Origin of the sequence: Bacillus siamensis KCTC 13613, assembly GCF_000262045.1 — a bacterium.
Lineage (GTDB): Bacteria > Bacillota > Bacilli > Bacillales > Bacillaceae > Bacillus > Bacillus siamensis.
In genome coordinates this window covers 297260-314775 of sequence record NZ_AJVF01000013.1, presented here as the reverse complement: position 1 = coordinate 314775, position 17516 = coordinate 297260, and the positions used below count along the sequence as shown (strand labels likewise).

The 17516-nt window shown below is 45.9% G+C and carries 20 protein-coding genes; all 20 read left to right on the top strand.

Going from position 1 to position 17516, the window contains the following annotated elements:
- Positions 1-2: 2 nt before the first annotated feature.
- From fliJ to cheA, 20 genes are read left to right on the top strand one after another with little or no spacing between them, the layout of a single operon-like run.
- A complete protein-coding gene (gene fliJ / locus Y79_RS0101580; RefSeq protein ID WP_016936120.1) occupies positions 3-446 on the top strand; it encodes a flagellar export protein FliJ in 444 nt (147 codons plus the stop codon).
- An 11-nt stretch (positions 447-457) separates the two neighbouring features.
- Positions 458-1084: a MotE family protein gene (locus Y79_RS0101575; protein WP_016936119.1), complete on the top strand. Its 627-nt coding sequence runs from the start codon at positions 458-460 to the stop codon at positions 1082-1084.
- A 6-nt stretch (positions 1085-1090) separates the two neighbouring features.
- Positions 1091-2434: a flagellar hook-length control protein FliK gene (locus tag Y79_RS0101570; protein WP_016936118.1), complete on the top strand. Its 1344-nt coding sequence runs from the start codon at positions 1091-1093 to the stop codon at positions 2432-2434.
- Complete coding sequence (gene flgD / locus Y79_RS0101565) at positions 2435-2866, top strand: flagellar hook assembly protein FlgD (protein WP_016936117.1); 432 nt, start codon at positions 2435-2437, stop codon at positions 2864-2866.
- Positions 2867-2891: 25 nt separating this feature from the next.
- A complete protein-coding gene (gene flgG / locus Y79_RS0101560) occupies positions 2892-3668 on the top strand; it encodes a flagellar basal body rod protein FlgG (RefSeq protein ID WP_016936116.1) in 777 nt (258 codons plus the stop codon).
- A 39-nt stretch (positions 3669-3707) separates the two neighbouring features.
- Positions 3708-3923, top strand: a complete 216-nt coding sequence (swrD, locus tag Y79_RS0101555; protein WP_003154243.1) for a swarming motility protein SwrD — start codon at positions 3708-3710, stop codon at positions 3921-3923.
- Positions 3920-4339 carry a flagellar basal body-associated protein FliL gene (gene fliL, locus Y79_RS0101550; protein ID WP_016936115.1) on the top strand — a complete coding sequence of 140 codons (420 nt, stop codon included), beginning with the start codon at positions 3920-3922 and terminating at the stop codon, positions 4337-4339. The genes swrD and fliL overlap by 4 nt, the downstream gene beginning before the upstream one ends.
- Positions 4340-4372: 33 nt before the next feature.
- On the top strand, positions 4373-5371 hold the full coding sequence (gene fliM, locus Y79_RS0101545; protein ID WP_016936114.1) for a flagellar motor switch protein FliM: 999 nt from the start codon (positions 4373-4375) through the stop codon (positions 5369-5371).
- The gene (gene fliY, locus Y79_RS0101540) at positions 5361-6497 is read left to right on the top strand and encodes a flagellar motor switch phosphatase FliY (RefSeq protein WP_016936113.1); all 1137 of its coding nucleotides are present in this window, start codon (positions 5361-5363) and stop codon (positions 6495-6497) included. Before fliM ends, fliY begins: the two co-directional genes overlap by 11 nt.
- 26 nt (positions 6498-6523) lie before the next feature.
- Positions 6524-6886 carry a chemotaxis protein CheY gene (cheY, locus tag Y79_RS0101535; protein ID WP_003154238.1) on the top strand — a complete coding sequence of 121 codons (363 nt, stop codon included), beginning with the start codon at positions 6524-6526 and terminating at the stop codon, positions 6884-6886.
- 14 nt (positions 6887-6900) lie between these two features.
- Positions 6901-7554 (top strand): flagella biosynthesis regulatory protein FliZ, encoded by a 654-nt coding sequence (fliZ, locus tag Y79_RS0101530; RefSeq protein ID WP_016936112.1) that lies wholly within the window; start codon positions 6901-6903, stop codon positions 7552-7554.
- Positions 7547-8212 (top strand): flagellar type III secretion system pore protein FliP, encoded by a 666-nt coding sequence (gene fliP, locus Y79_RS0101525; protein WP_016936111.1) that lies wholly within the window; start codon positions 7547-7549, stop codon positions 8210-8212. The genes fliZ and fliP overlap by 8 nt, the downstream gene beginning before the upstream one ends.
- A gap of 14 nt (positions 8213-8226) precedes the next feature.
- Complete coding sequence (fliQ, locus tag Y79_RS0101520; RefSeq protein WP_013352270.1) at positions 8227-8496, top strand: flagellar biosynthesis protein FliQ; 270 nt, start codon at positions 8227-8229, stop codon at positions 8494-8496.
- Positions 8497-8502: 6 nt separating this feature from the next.
- Positions 8503-9282, top strand: a complete 780-nt coding sequence (gene fliR / locus Y79_RS0101515; protein ID WP_016936110.1) for a flagellar biosynthetic protein FliR — start codon at positions 8503-8505, stop codon at positions 9280-9282.
- The gene (flhB, locus tag Y79_RS0101510; protein WP_016936109.1) at positions 9282-10361 is read left to right on the top strand and encodes a flagellar biosynthesis protein FlhB; all 1080 of its coding nucleotides are present in this window, start codon (positions 9282-9284) and stop codon (positions 10359-10361) included. The genes fliR and flhB overlap by 1 nt, the downstream gene beginning before the upstream one ends.
- Before the next feature lie 33 nt (positions 10362-10394).
- On the top strand, positions 10395-12428 hold the full coding sequence (gene flhA, locus Y79_RS0101505; RefSeq protein ID WP_016936108.1) for a flagellar biosynthesis protein FlhA: 2034 nt from the start codon (positions 10395-10397) through the stop codon (positions 12426-12428).
- A complete protein-coding gene (locus tag Y79_RS0101500) occupies positions 12428-13519 on the top strand; it encodes a flagellar biosynthesis protein FlhF (protein WP_016936107.1) in 1092 nt (363 codons plus the stop codon). Before flhA ends, Y79_RS0101500 begins: the two co-directional genes overlap by 1 nt.
- Positions 13516-14409 (top strand): MinD/ParA family protein, encoded by an 894-nt coding sequence (locus Y79_RS0101495; protein ID WP_016936106.1) that lies wholly within the window; start codon positions 13516-13518, stop codon positions 14407-14409. The genes Y79_RS0101500 and Y79_RS0101495 overlap by 4 nt, the downstream gene beginning before the upstream one ends.
- On the top strand, positions 14406-15473 hold the full coding sequence (locus Y79_RS0101490) for a protein-glutamate methylesterase/protein-glutamine glutaminase (protein WP_016936105.1): 1068 nt from the start codon (positions 14406-14408) through the stop codon (positions 15471-15473). Before Y79_RS0101495 ends, Y79_RS0101490 begins: the two co-directional genes overlap by 4 nt.
- A 5-nt stretch (positions 15474-15478) precedes the next feature.
- Positions 15479-17497 (top strand): chemotaxis protein CheA, encoded by a 2019-nt coding sequence (cheA, locus tag Y79_RS0101485; RefSeq protein ID WP_016936104.1) that lies wholly within the window; start codon positions 15479-15481, stop codon positions 17495-17497.
- The last annotated feature ends 19 nt before the right edge of the window (positions 17498-17516 follow it).

The window sequence follows — 17516 nt, the reverse complement described above, 5'->3', positions numbered from 1 at the left end:
TCGTGGCGTACCAATTCAGATTTCAAAAGCTGCTGGAATTAAAAGAGAATGAAAAAGACCAAACATTGTCTGAATACAGACAATCGGTTTCTGAATTTGAAACAGTGGCTGAAAAACTATATGAAAATATGAGCAAAAAAGAATCGCTCGAAAAAGACAAAGAATCAAAGCTGAAATGCGGGATGAGCGTTCAGGAAATGAGACATTATCAACAATTTGTCTCCAATCTTGAGAACACTATCTATCATTATCAAAAACTTGTCATTATGAAACGAAATGAAATGAATGAGAAGCAGGAACAGCTCACCGAAAAAAACATTGAAGTAAAGAAATTTGAAAAAATGCGGGAAAAACAATTTAATATGTTTGCTCTTGAAGACAAAGCTGCAGAAATGAGGGAAATGGACGATATTTCAATCAAGCAGTTTATGATTCAGGGGCATTAGGAGCGAATAAAATGGCCGATAAAGAAAAGGGATCTGGAAAGTTCGGTTCAATCCTGCTTTTTATCATTATCCCGCTGATTTTTCTGATCATCGTTGCAAGCATCGTCCTTTGGGCTGCCGGCGTAGATGTGATGAAGCCGATTCAGGAAACAGCCGCAAAAACGCCTGTTTTAAAAGAATTGGTTCCCGAAACGAAAGAAACGAAAAGCGCAGCGGAAAAGCAGAAGGAAGACCGAACGGCTTCTCTTGAAAAGACCATAAAGGAACAAAAAAGTGAAATCAACATTTTAAATAAAGATTTGGACACAAGCAAATCCGAAATCGACAATCTGAACCAGAAAATCCGTTCATTGAAACAGGAAGCTGAACAGCAGCAGAAAACGGAACAGCAGCAGAAAACGGATGAAACGAAAAAAGACGCTTCGGGTTCAGCGGGAAAAGATAAAATGATCAACATCTATAAAAGTATGGACAGCGGTAAAGCGGCAAGCATTATCGTAAAGCTGAAAGAAAAAGAAGCCCTCGATATTTTAAACGGACTAAGTAAAAAGCAGCTTGCTGAAATCTTGACGAAAATGACTCCTGAACAAGCGGCTAAATATACAGAAAAACTATCCGCTGACGGAAATAAGGAGTGATGTAAGTTGAAGCTGCTTGAAATAACGGGGAATCGCACGCAGACTGCGCAAAACAGCAATGTGAAGATGAATGTAAACAGCTTAGGCCTATTTCAGAACCGGCTTCTGTCGGAAATCACTTCTCAACAGAAGCCCGGAGATGAGGCGAAAACAAGTGATGCAGAGCTGAATGATGCTCTCTCGAAAATCGGTGATTGGCTGAAAGCCGGCCCGGAAGATAAAGAACTTCAGCTGAAACAGCTGCTTGAGGCGGTCAAAGCCCTTGAAGGAAAGCAAACGGCTGAAACAGCTCTTCCTTTATTGAAGCAGCTTGCTGAATCTGTTGAAGACATGTTAGCCGGCAAACGGCATGGGGTGAAGCCTGAAAAGATTGAGCCGGGTTCGCCCGCTAATGACGGGGATTCCGGGCGAGACGCGCTTGAAACAGGCCTCCTTTTCATTCAAGAAGCCGCAGCCCAGCTATTTGCGCATCAAGAGAATCAGCCGGACAGCGCACAGGCAAAGGCGGTTTATCAGGAAGGCGACCGTTTATTAGCAGCGTTGAAAAAACAAGGCGTACCGGACCGCGTAATTCAAGACCTGCGGCAGACGCTGTTTCCGAAAAATGAATCTGCATCTAAGCTTTATTCTATGTCGGCCGCTGAGCTGAAGAGCTTTCAAAGCGTCGCTGAGCAGCTTGCGGGCCTTTCTCAAAAAGGAACAAAGGAATGGAATATGGCTGAAACTGAGCTGAAAGCTTTTGTGTTATCTCAATCATCTGAATCATCTCAAGAGTCTGCCGGGAAAACGGAACAGCAAAACGGCGGCACGATTTCTCACGTGAAAGCATCTGACAGCAAATTGTCCGCGCATATACTGTTTTCGGGAACGAGAAGTCTTGCCGGCATTCAGCAAGCGTCCGCAGGAGCCGAACAGCCGCCGGCAGAAAATAAACCGTTAACAGACCAGGTCATCAGCGGCTGGAAACAGATGAAATACACGCCTTTCGGGAAAACGACCGGAAGCTTTACGATTCGTCTTAATCCTGAGAACCTCGGCTTTGTCACGATTAAGGTGACAAACGAAAACGGGATGTTTCAAAGCAAAATAATCGCATCAAGCCAGTCTGCGAAAGAGCTGCTGGAACAGCATCTTCCTCAGCTGAAACAGTCGCTTCCGAATATGTCGGTCCAAATCGACCGTTTTACCGTCCCGCTTCAAAGCGGGGATCAGCAGCCGGTTTACGGTCAGACAGCCGATCACAATAAACAGCAGCAGCAGGGACAGAGAGAGCAGAAAAACCAGCAGCAGTCAGGCGATTTCGGAGATATGCTGGAGGAGCTTTCTCTCAATGAAATGGAGGAAGAATAGTTGACATCAGTAAACTCGGATTATGTTGCAGCGGGCACTTCTAATACGAAGAGCACCGCCGCCGTAAACAGCAGCACGAATTTAGGGAAAGACGAATTTCTGAAGATCTTAATGACACAGGTTCAAAACCAGGATCCGCTCAATCCGGTTGATGACAAAGAGTTCATCAGCCAGATGGCGACATTTTCTTCATTGGAGCAAATGATGAATATGAATACGACGATGACTAAATTTGTCGAAAATCAAGATCCGTTTACGATGTATGTGAACTGGATCGGCAAAAATGTCACATTCAGCGACAGCGACGGGAAGGATCAGACAAGCCCAGTCAATTCAGTCAAGCATTCAAACGGCAATTACGTGCTCGTGCTTGAAAATGGCAAAGAGGTCAGTCCGTGGAATGTCACGGCAGTCAGCGAAACATCTAAATAAAAAGAAAACCCAGGGGGAATTTAACATGTTACGTTCATTATATTCCGGTATCAGCGGCATGAAAAACTTTCAGACAAAACTAGACGTAATCGGCAATAACATCGCCAACGTCAACACAGTGGGATTTAAGAAAAGCCGCGTTACGTTTAAAGATTTGATCAGCCAGACAGTCGCCGGCGGTTCAAACGTGACCAATTCAAAACAAATCGGCTTGGGTGCCGCGACTTCTTCCATTGATGTCGTTCATTCAACCGGCGCCCCGCAGGCTACACAGAATAAAACCGACCTAGCCATTGACGGTGACGGCTACTTTCAGATTAATACAGGTGCGGGAATCGTTTACACACGTGCGGGGAATTTCGGAAAGGACAATAAAGGCAACCTTGTTACGACTGACGGCTACTACCTTGAAAAAATCGGCGGGGGCAAAATCAATATTCCGACTGACGCGAAAGATTACAGTATCGGTGCAGACGGAACCGTTACATACACTGATGCAGGGGATGCGGTTCATGATGCCGGACAAATCGGTCTGGTCACGTTCCCTAACAGCGCCGGTCTGGAAAAAATCGGAGGAAACCTTTACAGACAATCATTAAGTTCAGGAGCTGCAAGTGCTGTCACCGCTCCGGGCGAAAACGGCTCAGGTAAGCTTTTGGCAGGCTATCTTGAAATGTCAAACGTTGATCTGACAGATGAATTTACCGAAATGATCGTTGCTCAGCGCGGTTTCCAATCAAACTCAAAAATCATTACGACTTCAGATGAAATCCTTCAGGAGCTGGTTAATCTGAAACGGTAAGGAGGGAGGGGAGGCGGTAAGGCCGCTTCTCCGGATTGAATGATTCAAGTCACCCGTTTAAATGGCCAGCCTTTTACGCTGAACGCGCTGTTTATCGAACAGATTGAGTGCTTCCCCGACACGACGATTACGCTGTCCAACGGCAAAAAGTTCGTAGTGAAAGAACCGGAAGAAGCAGTTCTTAAAAAAGTCATTTCGTTTTACCATAGCATACAAATATTTTCACTGGATCAGGGAATAGAGGAAGAAGAATGAAAAAAAAATTAGTCATTATTATGCTGATTATTTTAATTGTCGTTGCCGGCCTCGGAACGGCAGCATATTTTGTCGTCAGCGGACATTCAGACAAAGACAAAAAGCCTACAATCGATGAAGTCGTTGCAGCCACTGTGTCTGTCGACGATATCACGACGAACTTAAAGTCCGACAGCATCATCCGCATCGGCATCAAGCTTGAAACCGACTCGGAAAAAGCGAAGGAAGAACTTGAAAAACGCGATTTTCAGGTGAAAGACAACATCATTTCCATTTTAGCCGATACAAGCGCCGGAGAGATTGAGGGAGATAAAGGAAGAGAAGCGTTTAAACAATCCTTAAAAGAAAAAGTAAACAGCTATCTCCAAGAAGGAAAAGTTCAGAAAGTGTACATTACCTCCTTTAATCTGCAATAAAAACAAATTTGACAGAATACGGAGGTGAAGAAAATGTCTGGAGAAGTTCTCTCTCAAAATGAAATAGACGCACTGCTTTCAGCCATTTCGACGGGTGAGGCGGATGCGGAAGAGCTGAAAAAGGAAGTTAAAGAGAAAAAAGTAAAGGTATATGATTTTAAACGGGCGCTCAGGTTTTCGAAAGATCAGATACGGAGTTTAACCCGGATACATGATAACTTTGCGAGGCTTCTCACAACTCACTTTTCCGCCAAGCTCAGAACATATATCCATATATCTGTCAGCTCAGTTGACCAGGTGCCGTATGAAGAATTTATCCGTTCCATACCGAACATGACGATCCTGAATTTGTTCGATGTTCATCCGATGGAAGGAAGGATCATGATGGAGGTTAATCCCACCATCGCATACGCCATGCTAGACCGCGTCATGGGAGGCATCGGCATCACCCATAACAAAGCTGACAATCTTACGGAAATAGAAACGAACATTATTTCTAATTTATTTGAAAATGCACTGGGCAACTACAAAGAAGCTTGGCAATCCATTGCTGATATTGATCCTGAAATGACTGAATTTGAAGTGAATCCTCAGTTTGTACAGATGGTTTCGCCAAATGAAACCGTCGTGGTCATTTCTCTCAATACGCAGATCGGTGAAATCAGCGGTGTCATTAATCTTTGTATTCCCCATGTCGTACTTGAGCCGATAATCCCTAAGCTTTCCGTACATTATTGGATGCAATCAGATCGGAATGAAGCGAAGCCCGAAGAAACGAAGTCGCTTGAAAAGCGCATCATGACGGCACAAATTCCCGTAGTAGCTCTCTTGGGAGCTTCTGAACTGACAATAGAAGAATTTTTAAGTTTGGAAGCCGGGGACTGTATAACTCTGGACAAATCAGTGACTGATCCTCTTACTGTATTGGTCGGAAACAAACCGAAGTTTTTAGGGCAGGCCGGCCGGGTGAATCGAAGACAGGCAGTGCAAATTTTAGATCACGACATAAGAGGTGAACAAGATGAACAATAGATTATCTCAAGATGAAATCGATGCTCTTCTTAATGGCACAGGAAGTCAAGAGGATACAGAACAGCCTCAAAAGGCGACCTTGTCTGAACTTGAGCGCGATACGATCGGAGAAATCGGGAATATTTCATTCGGCAGCTCAGCTACGGCGCTGTCCACTCTTTTAAATCAAAAAGTGGACATTACGACACCGAGTGTGACCGTCATTTCAAAAAGCAAAATCAGTGATGAATTTCCTCATCCGTATGTTGCCATTGAAGTGAACTACACAGAAGGATTTGACGGCAGCAATTTGCTCGTCGTAGAACAAAGCGACGCAGCCATCATCGCGGATTTGATGATTGGCGGAGACGGCCAAGGCGCCGATCCGTCCCTCGGGGAAATCCACCTGAGCGCCGTGCAGGAAGCAATGAATCAAATGATGGGCTCGGCTGCTACATCAATGTCGACCGTATTCAGTAAAAAGATCGACATTTCTCCGCCGCGGGTTGAACTTCTGGATGTGACGGAAGAAAAAGGGACGGACAGAATACCCGAGGATGACCTGCTCGTAAAAGTTTCATTCCGCCTGAAAGTCGGTGAATTAATCGATTCGAGCATTATGCAGCTTTATCCGCTTACGTTTGCGAAAGATCTGATCGCGGAGCTGATGAATACAGATCAGCCTGTGGCAGAAGCCGCGGAAGCCGTATCACAGCCGCAGGAAACATACGAAACGCCGCAGCCGGAACCGGCCGTTCAGCAGGAACCTCAGGCAAAACCCGAGCTTCCGAAGAGACAGGGAACCGCTAAAAAAGCTGCTCCCGTTCAAGTCGCTCCGGTGGAATTCCAGGCGTTTGACCAAAATGCAGCGGCGGCGCACGGTTCAAGAAACAACCTTGATATGCTGATGGATATCCCGCTTTCCGTTACGGTCGAGCTCGGCAGAACGAAGAGAAGCGTCAAAGAAATCCTTGAACTTTCTGCGGGAAGCATTATTGAGCTTGACAAGCTGGCGGGTGAACCCGTTGACATCCTGGTCAATCAGCGGATCGTAGCAAAGGGCGAGGTCGTTGTTATAGAAGAAAACTTCGGCGTGAGAGTTACTGACATTTTAAGTCAGGCAGACCGCCTTAACAATTTAAAATAAGCGAACATAGAGGAGAGAAACAGATTATGGCACACAGAATTTTAATTGTAGACGATGCAGCATTTATGAGAATGATGATCAAGGATATTTTGGTGAAGAACGGTTTTGACGTTGTAGCAGAAGCTTCAGACGGAGCACAGGCAGTCGAAAAATTCAAAGAGCATTCGCCCGACCTTGTGACAATGGATATTACAATGCCTGAAATGGACGGGATTACCGCATTAAAGGAAATTAAACAAATCGATCCGCAGGCGAAAATCATCATGTGTTCGGCAATGGGCCAGCAGTCAATGGTCATTGACGCGATCCAAGCCGGTGCAAAAGACTTTATCGTGAAGCCGTTCCAAGCGGACCGCGTGCTTGAAGCCATTAATAAAACATTAAGCTAAAGGGTGTACGACTGTTGAAAAAGAGTCATGGTTTACTAGCTTTGATTTGTTGTTTCGTTTTACTCAATGTACATCCGTTTCCTGCTTTTGCGGCGGAGTCTGATAATTCCACCGTCAACGAATGGTTTGACAAACAATCAACAAACAAAACAGAGAAAAAAAACGATACATCGAAACAAACGGCTGATCAAGAGATAGGGGATGCTTCTGCATCTTCTGTCTCCGCTTTTGATTTTGTAAAGATGATTGGGGCGTTATTATTTGTCATTCTGCTGATCTATGGATTTGTCAAACTGATGAATAAAAGAAACCGTCTGCTGAAGCCGTTTCAATATGTAGAAAATATCGGCGGAACGTCAGTCGGCCAAAACCGTTCCGTGCAGCTGATTAAAGTGGGAAACAGCGTACTTGTAGTCGGTGTCGGCGAGACGATACAGCTTTTAAAAGAAATTGAAGATGAAAAAGAGCGAGAGGCGATTCTGAGCCAATACGAAGAGGCGATGTCCTCAAAAGTGGAATGGACCAAACTCGTAAATCCGCGTAAGGATGGAGAAAAAAAGCCGCAAACGATGCTTCCGTCGTTTTCAAAAGCGCTGAAAGAACAGCTGAGCGAGCTGAAACAAAGCCGTTCTGAAGGAAAAAAGAAAGGCCCGTATCATCATGAATGAATTTATTAATCTTTTTAATTCAAGCAGTCCGACCGAAGTCAGCTCTACTGTTAAGTTACTGCTGCTTTTGACCGTCTTTTCAGTGGCGCCGGGTATTTTGATTTTGATGACCTGCTTTACGAGAATCGTCATCGTCCTGTCTTTTGTGAGAACCTCACTGGCGACGCAGAACATGCCTCCGAATCAGGTATTAATCGGTCTTGCGCTGTTCTTGACGTTTTTTATTATGGCTCCTACTTTTTCAGAGATTAATAAGGATGCCTTAACGCCGCTGATGAACAACAAAATCAGTCTCGATGAAGCATATACAAAAGCCGAGAAGCCGATTAAAGAATACATGAGCAAGCATACAAGGCAAAAGGATCTGGCGCTGTTTATGAACTACGCCAAAATGAAAAAGCCCGAATCGATTCAGGATATTCCTTTGACGACGATGGTGCCCGCTTATGCGATCTCGGAACTCAAGACCGCTTTTCAAATGGGCTTTATGATCTTTATTCCGTTTTTAATTATCGATATGGTCGTGGCGAGCGTCTTAATGTCAATGGGAATGATGATGCTTCCGCCGGTTATGATCTCTCTGCCCTTTAAAATATTGCTTTTCGTTTTGGTCGATGGATGGTATTTAATCGTGAAATCTTTGCTTGACAGCTTTTAGGGTAGGTGCTAATTGTGAGTTCAGAATTTGTAATTTCCATGGCGGAAAAAGCCGTATACGTAACACTGATGATCTGCGGGCCGCTGCTTGCGATCGCGCTGATCGTCGGTTTGCTCGTCAGTATCTTTCAAGCGACAACTCAAATCCAGGAACAGACGCTTGCGTTCATTCCGAAAATCGTGGCGGTAATGCTCGGACTGATCTTTTTCGGTCCTTGGATGCTGTCGACGATTCTTTCGTTTACAACTGATCTGTTCTCTCATCTGAACCGATTTGCAGGGTAGAATCAAATGAATTCCATCATTGATTTATTTCCCGCTTTTTTATTGGTTTTTATTAGAATTTCTGCTTTTTTTGTAACGGTGCCGATATTCGGGCACCGGAACCTGCCGGCGGTTCACCGAATCGGGTTTGCTTTCTTTCTTTCGGTGATCTGCTTCAGTACGCTGAAACATGCGCCGTCAGTTGACATAGGGGAACAGTATATGCTGCTTGTCATAAAAGAGGCCGTTGTAGGCTTGAGCCTCGGGCTGATTGCTTTCATGATGCTGGCAGCCATTCAGATCGCGGGTTCCTTTATTGATTTTCAGATGGGTTTTTCCATCGCGAATGTCATTGATCCGCAATCAGGAACGCAAAGCCCGCTGATCGGCCAATTCGTTTATACACTGGCACTGTTATTTATGCTCAGCGTAAACGCCCATTATCTATTATTGGACGGGATTTATTACAGCTTTCAGTATATTCCGCTTGATCAGGCATTTCCGTCGTTTGGAAATGAGCACTTTGGACTTTTTATCGCAAAAAGCTTCAATGCCATGTTTATTATCGCTTTTCAAATGTCTGCGCCGGTTGTGGCCAGTCTGTTTTTAGTTGATTTGGCGCTTGGCATTGTGGCGAGAACGGTGCCGCAGCTGAACGTTTTCGTTGTCGGGCTTCCTCTGAAAATAGCCGTGAGTTTTATTATGCTGATCGTTTGTATGGCGGTGATGTTTGTCCTCGTCCGCAATATCTTCAGCCTTACCGTTGAAACAATGCGAAATTTATTGGCATTGGTCGGTGTGACGTGATGAGACTCAGACTGAATCTGCAATTCTTTGCCGGTGAAAAAACGGAGAAAGCCACCCCGAAAAAACGAAAAGATACAAGAAAGAAAGGTCAGGTCCCGAAAAGTACGGATGTGAATACAGCCGTTTCTTTACTGATTATCTTTCTTTCGCTGATCGCGCTCGGCCCTTACATGCGGGACAGGCTGCTGTCCTTTATTAAAACGTTTTATACGAAATCGATAGCGTTAGATCTGTCAGCGTCTAACGTGCATGAGCTTTTTGTGGATACAGTGAAAGATATCAGCCTCATCCTCGCGCCGATTATGCTGGTCGCGCTTGTGGCAGGTGTCGTGAGCAACTACATGCAGGTGGGTTTTCTGTTTTCTGCAGAAGTTCTCAAACCTGACCTGAACAAGCTCAGCCCGCTGAAAGGATTTAAGCGGATATACAGCATGAGGGCGATTGTTGAACTGGTTAAATCGATTTTGAAGATTGCCGTAGTCGGTTTTGCCGCCTTTATGGTGCTCTGGCTGCATTATGGCGATATTCTCCGCCTTCCGCTTTTAACGCCTGCGGAAGTGCTCACATTCGTATCTAAGCTCACTCTTTGGATGGGGCTTGCGGGCTCAGGGGCTTTAATGCTGCTGGCCGGGCTCGATTACTTATATCAGCGTTTTGACTATGAGAAAAACATCAGAATGTCAAAGCAGGATATAAAAGATGAATACAAAAAATCGGAGGGCGACCCGATTATCAAGTCCAAAATTAAGCAGAAGCAGCGGGAAATGGCGATGAGGCGAATGATGCAGGAAGTGCCGAAAGCTGACGTCATCATTACCAACCCGACCCACTATGCGATCGCTCTAAAATATGATGAAAAGAAAATGGATGCCCCTTATATTGTTGCCAAAGGGGTCGATCATCTCGCATTAAAAATCAGGCAGATCGCCAAAGAACATGATGTCATGACGATTGAAAACAGGCCGCTCGCGCGTGCGTTATATGATCAGGTTGACATCGACCAGGCCGTGCCGGAAGAGTTTTTCAAAGTCATTGCGGAAATTTTGGCTTATGTCTATAAAACAAAACAAAAAGTATAGTGAATTTCAGATTCAAAAGGAGAGAAAAACAGCATGTCAACAAGAGATTTATCGGTTTTAATAAGTGTTGTCCTCATTGTGGCAATGCTGGTGATTCCATTCCCTCCATGGTTGTTAAGTATATTGATCATCATTAATATCTCTCTTGCGTTGATCGTGCTTCTCACCACAATGAATATGCAAGAACCGCTGCAATTTTCGATATTCCCGTCATTGCTGCTGTTATTGACGCTGTTTCGGCTTGCGCTCAATGTGTCGACGACTCGTTCGATTCTTTCTCACGGAGAAGGGGGAAAGGTTGTTGAGACATTCGGGAATTTCGTTGTCGGCGGAAATGTGCTGGTAGGGCTTGTTGTCTTCATTATCTTGATTATTATTCAGTTTATCGTCATTACAAAAGGCGCCGAGCGGGTATCGGAAGTGGCGGCGAGATTTACGCTCGATGCGATGCCCGGAAAACAAATGAGTATTGACGCGGATTTAAACGCCGGCATGATTACGGAGCAGGACGCGAAACACAGACGTGAAAAAGTCGCCCGGGAAGCGGATTTTTACGGCGCGATGGATGGTGCGAGCAAATTTGTCAAAGGGGATGCGATCGCGGGTATCATCATCGTGATGATCAATATTATTTTCGGGATCGTAATCGGCATGCTGCAGCAGGGGATGAGCATACAAGAAGCTGCTTCTCACTTTACAATGCTGACGGTCGGTGACGGTATCGTTTCTCAAATGCCGGCTTTGCTTATTTCAACGGCTACGGGGATTGTCGTGACGAGAGCGGCATCTGAAGGGAACCTCGGTCATGATATTACAGGCCAGCTGTTCGCTTATCCGAAGCTCTTATATGTAGCCGCGGGAACTGTTCTTTTGCTTGGTCTTCTCACGCCGATCGGGATTCTGCTGACGGGGCCGATTGCCGGTCTGCTTGCATTCGGCGCTTATAAGCTGTCCAAAACGGATAAGCCGAGCGAAGAAGAGGAAGAAATTCTTGAAGAAGAGGCTCAGGCGGATGAACTGAAAAGCCCGGAAAGCGTTGTGCAGCTTTTACATATTGATCCGATTGAATTTGAGTTCGGATACGGATTGGTGCCGCTCGCAGACGCGGGGCAGGGCGGTGATCTTCTTGACCGCATCGTCATGATCAGACGCCAGCTGGCGCTTGAATTAGGGCTTGTCATTCCGGTTGTGCGCATCAGGGATAATATCGCGCTTCAGCCGAATGAATACAGATTGAAAATTAAAGGCAATGAAGTCGCTAAAGGAGAGCTCCTGCTTGATCATTACTTAGCGATGTCACCGACACCTGAAGATGACGTGATTGAAGGAATTGAAACGATTGAACCGTCATTCGGGCTTCCCGCAAAATGGATCAGCGAAGCTGCGAAAGATGAAGCGGACATGCTGGGGTATACAGTTGTTGATCCGGCGTCAGTCGTATCTACGCATATTACGGAAAAAATTAAGCAGTATGCCCATGAACTGGTCGGCAGACAGGAAACAAAGCAGCTGATCGATCATCTGAAGGAAAATTATCCCGTGCTTGTTGAGGAAGTCACGCCAAATCCTCTTTCTGTCGGCGATATTCAAAAGGTGCTTGCTAAATTGCTGAGAGAAAAAGTTTCAATCAGAAACTTGGTGACCATTTTTGAAACACTTGCCGATTACGGAAGATTAACGACCGATTCAGATCTTTTGACGGAATACGCGAGACAGTCGCTTGCCAAACAAATCACGGCCCAATATGCGAGAGAGCATGAAACGCTGAAAGTCATCACATGCTCAGGCCGGGTCGAAAAAGCAATTGCAGACGGCGTGCAGCAGACTGAACAGGGCAATTACCTGTCGCTTGATCCTGAGGTTTCAGACAGTATCATCCGTTCTGTCGCTAAAGAGGCCGAGCAGCTTTCCATCCGGCAGGAGACGGCGATTCTTCTCTGTTCGCCTGCTGTCAGAATGTATGTAAAACAGCTGTTAGAACGCTATTTCCCTGATCTTCCGGTTCTTTCTTATAATGAGCTGGAAGCAAACGTTGAAGTACAGAGCATTGGAGTGGTGGATATTTAATGAAAATAAAAAAATTTACAGCCGCTTCAATGCAGGATGCCGCGAAGCAAATTAAAAAGGAACTCGGCAACGATGCCGTCATTTTACATTCCAAACAAGTAAAGAAGCGAAAATGGCTGGGGCTGCGGTCGCAGCCGGCTGTTGAAGTGGTCGCCGTTTTAGATCGTGACGTCAGGGAAACGAGAAAAACGCCGCCGGCTCCCGGTGAAGATATGAAAAAGACGGAAACGGCGAAAAAAGCCGAGCCTGTTCAGCCGCCGCATCTTCCGGATCATGGTACATCCGGTGATCTGGCGCGTTATAAAGAAGTGCTCCCCGAACCAATAAAAAAAGCCGAGAGACTACTGAAGCAAGCAGGTCTTCCTGATCATACGCAAAACGCCGTTTTGAGTGAATTGCTACGTTCTTCGATTGCCGCCGGTGATTTAACTGAAGACAATGTCAGCCTGAAACTGCAGGATTTGTTAGTGAAAAAACTCCCCTCAGCAGACAGGTGGCAGGAAGGGATTCAATCAAAATACGTCGTGCTTTTCGGTTCAACCGGGGCCGGCAAAACGACCACACTTGCAAAACTTGCTGCCGCATCAACGCTGACAGAGCACAAAAAAATTGCATTTATGACGACGGATACTTACCGGATTGCCGCAGTCGAACAGCTGAAGACATATGCGGAACTGCTTCAGGCTCCTCTTGAAGTATGTTATTCAAAGGAAGACTGTCTGAAAGCGCAGGAAAAATTCGCTGAATATGACCATGTTTTCATTGATACAGCCGGAAGAAACTTTAAAGAAGAGCAGTATATTACGGAATTGCAAGAGATGATTCCGTTTGAAGCAGGCTTACAATCCTTTCTCGTATTATCTTCATCTGCAAAATATGAAGATATGAAACAGGTGCTGAAACAATTTTCCGGTGTGCCGGTCAATCAATTCATTTTTACGAAAACGGATGAAACCGCCTCACTTGGCTCCGTGTTTCAAGTGCTTTCTGAATCGAGAATCGGGGCCGCCTATTTGACAAATGGACAGGATGTGCCTGAAGACATCCTGTCGGCTTCACCAGAACAATTTGTCAGGATGCTTTTGACATGAAACCCGATCAGGCAGAGTCATTAAGAAGAAAAATGAGACAGCGGCAAATGGCCAAGCCGGAGTTTTATGAAAAAAAAGCGAAGACATTAGCCGTCATCAGCGGCAAAGGCGGCGTCGGAAAATCTAATTTAACATTAAACATGGCTGTTGCCCTGCAGGAAAAAGGAAAAAAAGCACTCATCATTGATCTTGACATCGGGATGGGCAACATTGATGTGCTGATCGGTGCGTCATCTCCCCGCACTATTATTGATGTGATGGAGAATCGGTACGCGTTGGCTCAATCACTGTCCTCTGGTCCGAAAGGCCTTCGGTACATATCCGGAGGAACGGGGCTTGAGGCGATCTATCAAGCTGACAGAGAGAAGTGGTCGGCTTTTATGAATGGTCTTTCCGCTGTATTAAGCGATTTTGATTACGTTCTGTTTGATATGGGAGCGGGACTTTCAAAAGAACAGCTGCCGTTTATTTTATCGGCTGAAGACATTCTCGCCGTGACAACGCCTGAGCCGACGGCAATTATGGATGCCTACAGCGCGATCAAACATCTCACCCTCGCGGATGAGCGGCTGACCGTAAACATTGCCGTCAATCGCGCCCGGGCCCAAAAACAGGCGCTGGACACATACAGCCGCCTTTCTTACGCGATTCACACGTTTTTAGGCGCGGAGGTGCGTTTCGCCGGCTCCATCCCGGATGATCCGCTGGTAAGTCAAGCTGTCATTGACCAGGTGCCTTTTTTAATAAAAAGTCCTCAAGCAAAAGCCAGCAGGTCCGTCCGTCTTCTGACGGATGTCTTGTTTCAAACGGAAGAAAACAAACCAAGAGAAGAGAAACCGGCATTTATTGAGAGATTATCTTCTTTTTTAATGAGGAGGACTTTACAGTGATTCGTGTGCTTGTCGTTGATGACTCAGCTTTTATGAGAAAAATGATTACCGATTTTCTGGCTGCGGAAGTGCAGATAGAAGTCATCGGGACAGCCAGAAACGGAGAAGAGGCGCTGAAAAAAATAGAGCTTCTCAAGCCGGATGTTGTCACGCTTGATATTGAAATGCCGGTCATGAACGGAACGGATACATTGCGGAAAATCATCAGCATATACAAACTTCCCGTAATCATGGTATCAAGTCAGACGCAGCAAGGAAAAGACCGAACGATCAACTGCCTGGAAATGGGTGCCTTTGATTTTATCACCAAGCCTTCCGGAGCGATTTCACTTGATCTTTATAAAATTAAAGAACAGCTGATTGAAAGGGTGATTGCCGCGGGACTGTCCTTCGCAAAAGAGACTGAGCCGGCGGTGAAAGAGCCCTTCACCCCGGAACGTCCGGCTGCTGTGGGATTTGAGAGGCCGAAAGCAAAATCTGCTAAGCAGGCCGTATTCATTGCGACCTCTACAGGCGGACCGCGGGCTTTGCAAAAGGTGATTCCGAAGCTTCCGAAGGATTTACAGGCGCCTGTATTTGTCGTGCAGCACATGCCTGAAGGCTTCACCGCTTCACTTGCAGACAGACTCAACCATTTGTCAGATATTCAGGTTAAAGAAGCGGAAAACGGTGAAGAGGCGAAAGACGGATGGGTGTACATCGCGCCCGGCGGAAAAAATATGACGGTTGCCGAGGAAGGCGGAAGGCTCCGCATCATTCTTGACGTTCATGATACGGAAAGCCGGCATAAACCGTCGGCCGATTATTTGTTTCGTTCGGCAAGCCGATTGTCCGATTATGAAAAGGTAGCCGTTATTATGACCGGTATGGGCAGCGACGGAACCGAAGGCGTGAAAGAAATGCTCAGAACAGGCGGCGTTAAAACGATTGCGGAATCCGACGAATCCTGTGTTGTGTTCGGGATGCCGAAGTCAGCAATAAAAGCGGGCCTCATTCATGAGATTAAACATGTGGAAGAAATCGCGGCATCCATCACCGGATGTGTGAAAAAAGAGAGGGTGTGAATCAATTGGATATGAATCAATATTTAGATGTCTTTATTGATGAAAGTAAAGAGCACTTACAGACATGTAACGAAAAGCTGCTGCTGTTGGAAAAAGATCCGTCAGACCTTCAGATTGTGCATGACATCTTCAGAGCTGCCCATACGCTGAAAGGCATGAGCGCAACGATGGGATATACTGATCTGGCGCATTTAACTCACTTGATGGAAAATGTGCTGGACGCCATCCGCAACGGAGAGATGCCGGTCACATCAGATTGGCTGGATGTGCTGTTTGAAGCGCTGGATCATCTTGAAGAGATGGTGCAGTCCATTATTGACGGAGGAGACGGCAAACGTGATATTTCTGAAGTGAGCGCAAAACTCGATGTAAACGCGGTGCATGAGACTGCCGCTTCAGCTGAAACAGCAGAACCGCCGGCTTCAACGAAACAAGCTTCAGTTGAATGGAATTATGATGAGTTCGAACGGACTGTCATCGAAGAGGCAGAAGAGCAAGGATTCAGCCGCTATGAAATAACGGTTTCCCTGAATGAAAACTGCATGCTCAAAGCCGTTCGCGTGTACATGATATTTGAAAAGCTGAATGAAGCGGGTGAAGTCGCAAAAACGATACCAGCTGCGGAAGTGCTTGAGACGGAAGATTTCGGAACGGATTTTCAGGTGTGCTTCTTGACAAAGCAGTCTGCTGAGGAAATTAAAGACCTCATCAGCGGCATTTCAGAAGTGGAGAACGTCGAAGTTTCTGCCGGTGCGCCGTTAAAAACGGCCGAAAAACCGCAAGCAGCTGAACCGGTGAAGGACGTTCCGGTTAAAAAGGCTGAAAAGCAGCCGAACCCGCAAATGAAAACGGAAGAACAGCCGAAGCATCACAGCGGCTCGAAAACGATTCGTGTCAACATTGAAAGACTGGATTCTTCAATGAACCTTTTTGAAGAGCTTGTCATTGACCGCGGACGTCTTGAGCAGATCGCCAAAGAGCTTGATCACAATGAATTGACTGAAACCGTTGAACGCCTGACCAGAATCTCAGGAGACCTTCAATCTATTATTTTGAATATGCGGATGGTTCCGGTAGAAACCGTCTTTAACCGTTTCCCGAGAATGATCCGCCAGCTTCAAAAGGAACTAAATAAGAAAATTGAATTGTCCATCATCGGCGCTGAAACAGAGCTTGACCGCACGGTGATTGATGAAATCGGCGATCCGCTTGTCCATTTAATCAGAAACAGCATCGATCACGGCATCGAAGCGCCTGAAGTGCGGGTGAATAAAGGAAAACCGGAATCTGGCCATGTCGTGCTTAAAGCATATCACAGCGGAAACCATGTCTTTATTGAGGTTGAAGATGACGGGGCCGGCCTGAACAGAAAGAAAATTCTCGAAAAAGCGCTCGAACGGAATGTCATCACCGAACGTGATGCCGAAACGCTTGAAGATAATGAGATTTACGAGCTTATTTTTGCTCCGGGCTTCTCGACTGCCGATCAAATTTCTGATATTTCAGGCCGGGGTGTCGGCCTGGACGTTGTGAAAAACAAACTTGAATCACTCGGCGGCTCGGTCAGTGTCAAATCCGCGGAAGGCCAGGGTTCTCTTTTCAGTATTCAGCTTCCGCTGACACTTTCAATTATCTCCGTTCTTCTCATTAAACTTGAAGAAGAGACATTTGCGATACCGATCTCTTCTATTATAGAGACGGCTGTGATCGAAAAGAAAGATATCCTGCAGACGCATGACAGAGAAGTGATTGATTTCAGAGGACAGATTGTTCCGATTGTCTACCTGAAAAAAGAATTCGGCATTACGGATTCAAAACAGGATGCGGATCAGTTCCATGTGATCGTCGTGAAAAAGGGCGATAAATCTACTGCTTTTGTCGTGGACTCTTTTATCGGCCAGCAGGAAGTCGTACTGAAATCACTCGGAGACTATTTAACGAACGTCTTTGCGATTTCCGGCGCTACGATTCTCGGAAACGGAGAAGTGGCGCTGATTATTGATTGCAATGCGCTGATCTACTAAAACGACACGAGGAGGTGCC

Bases quoted from the DNA above. Each gene is read 5' to 3' on its own strand.
- Y79_RS0101575 (WP_016936119.1), top strand. From the start codon at position 458: ATGGCCGATAAAGAAAAGGGATCTGGAAAGTTCGGTTCAATCCTGCTT.
- flgG (WP_016936116.1), top strand. From the start codon at position 2,892: ATGTTACGTTCATTATATTCCGGTATCAGCGGCATGAAAAACTTTCAG.
- swrD (WP_003154243.1), top strand. From the start codon at position 3,708: ATGATTCAAGTCACCCGTTTAAATGGCCAGCCTTTTACGCTGAACGCG.
- fliL (WP_016936115.1), top strand. From the start codon at position 3,920: ATGAAAAAAAAATTAGTCATTATTATGCTGATTATTTTAATTGTCGTT.
- fliM (WP_016936114.1), top strand. From the start codon at position 4,373: ATGTCTGGAGAAGTTCTCTCTCAAAATGAAATAGACGCACTGCTTTCA.
- fliY (WP_016936113.1), top strand. From the start codon at position 5,361: ATGAACAATAGATTATCTCAAGATGAAATCGATGCTCTTCTTAATGGC.
- cheY (WP_003154238.1), top strand. From the start codon at position 6,524: ATGGCACACAGAATTTTAATTGTAGACGATGCAGCATTTATGAGAATG.
- fliP (WP_016936111.1), top strand. From the start codon at position 7,547: ATGAATGAATTTATTAATCTTTTTAATTCAAGCAGTCCGACCGAAGTC.
- fliR (WP_016936110.1), top strand. From the start codon at position 8,503: ATGAATTCCATCATTGATTTATTTCCCGCTTTTTTATTGGTTTTTATT.
- flhB (WP_016936109.1), top strand. From the start codon at position 9,282: ATGAGACTCAGACTGAATCTGCAATTCTTTGCCGGTGAAAAAACGGAG.
- flhA (WP_016936108.1), top strand. From the start codon at position 10,395: ATGTCAACAAGAGATTTATCGGTTTTAATAAGTGTTGTCCTCATTGTG.
- Y79_RS0101500 (WP_016936107.1), top strand. From the start codon at position 12,428: ATGAAAATAAAAAAATTTACAGCCGCTTCAATGCAGGATGCCGCGAAG.
- Y79_RS0101495 (WP_016936106.1), top strand. From the start codon at position 13,516: ATGAAACCCGATCAGGCAGAGTCATTAAGAAGAAAAATGAGACAGCGG.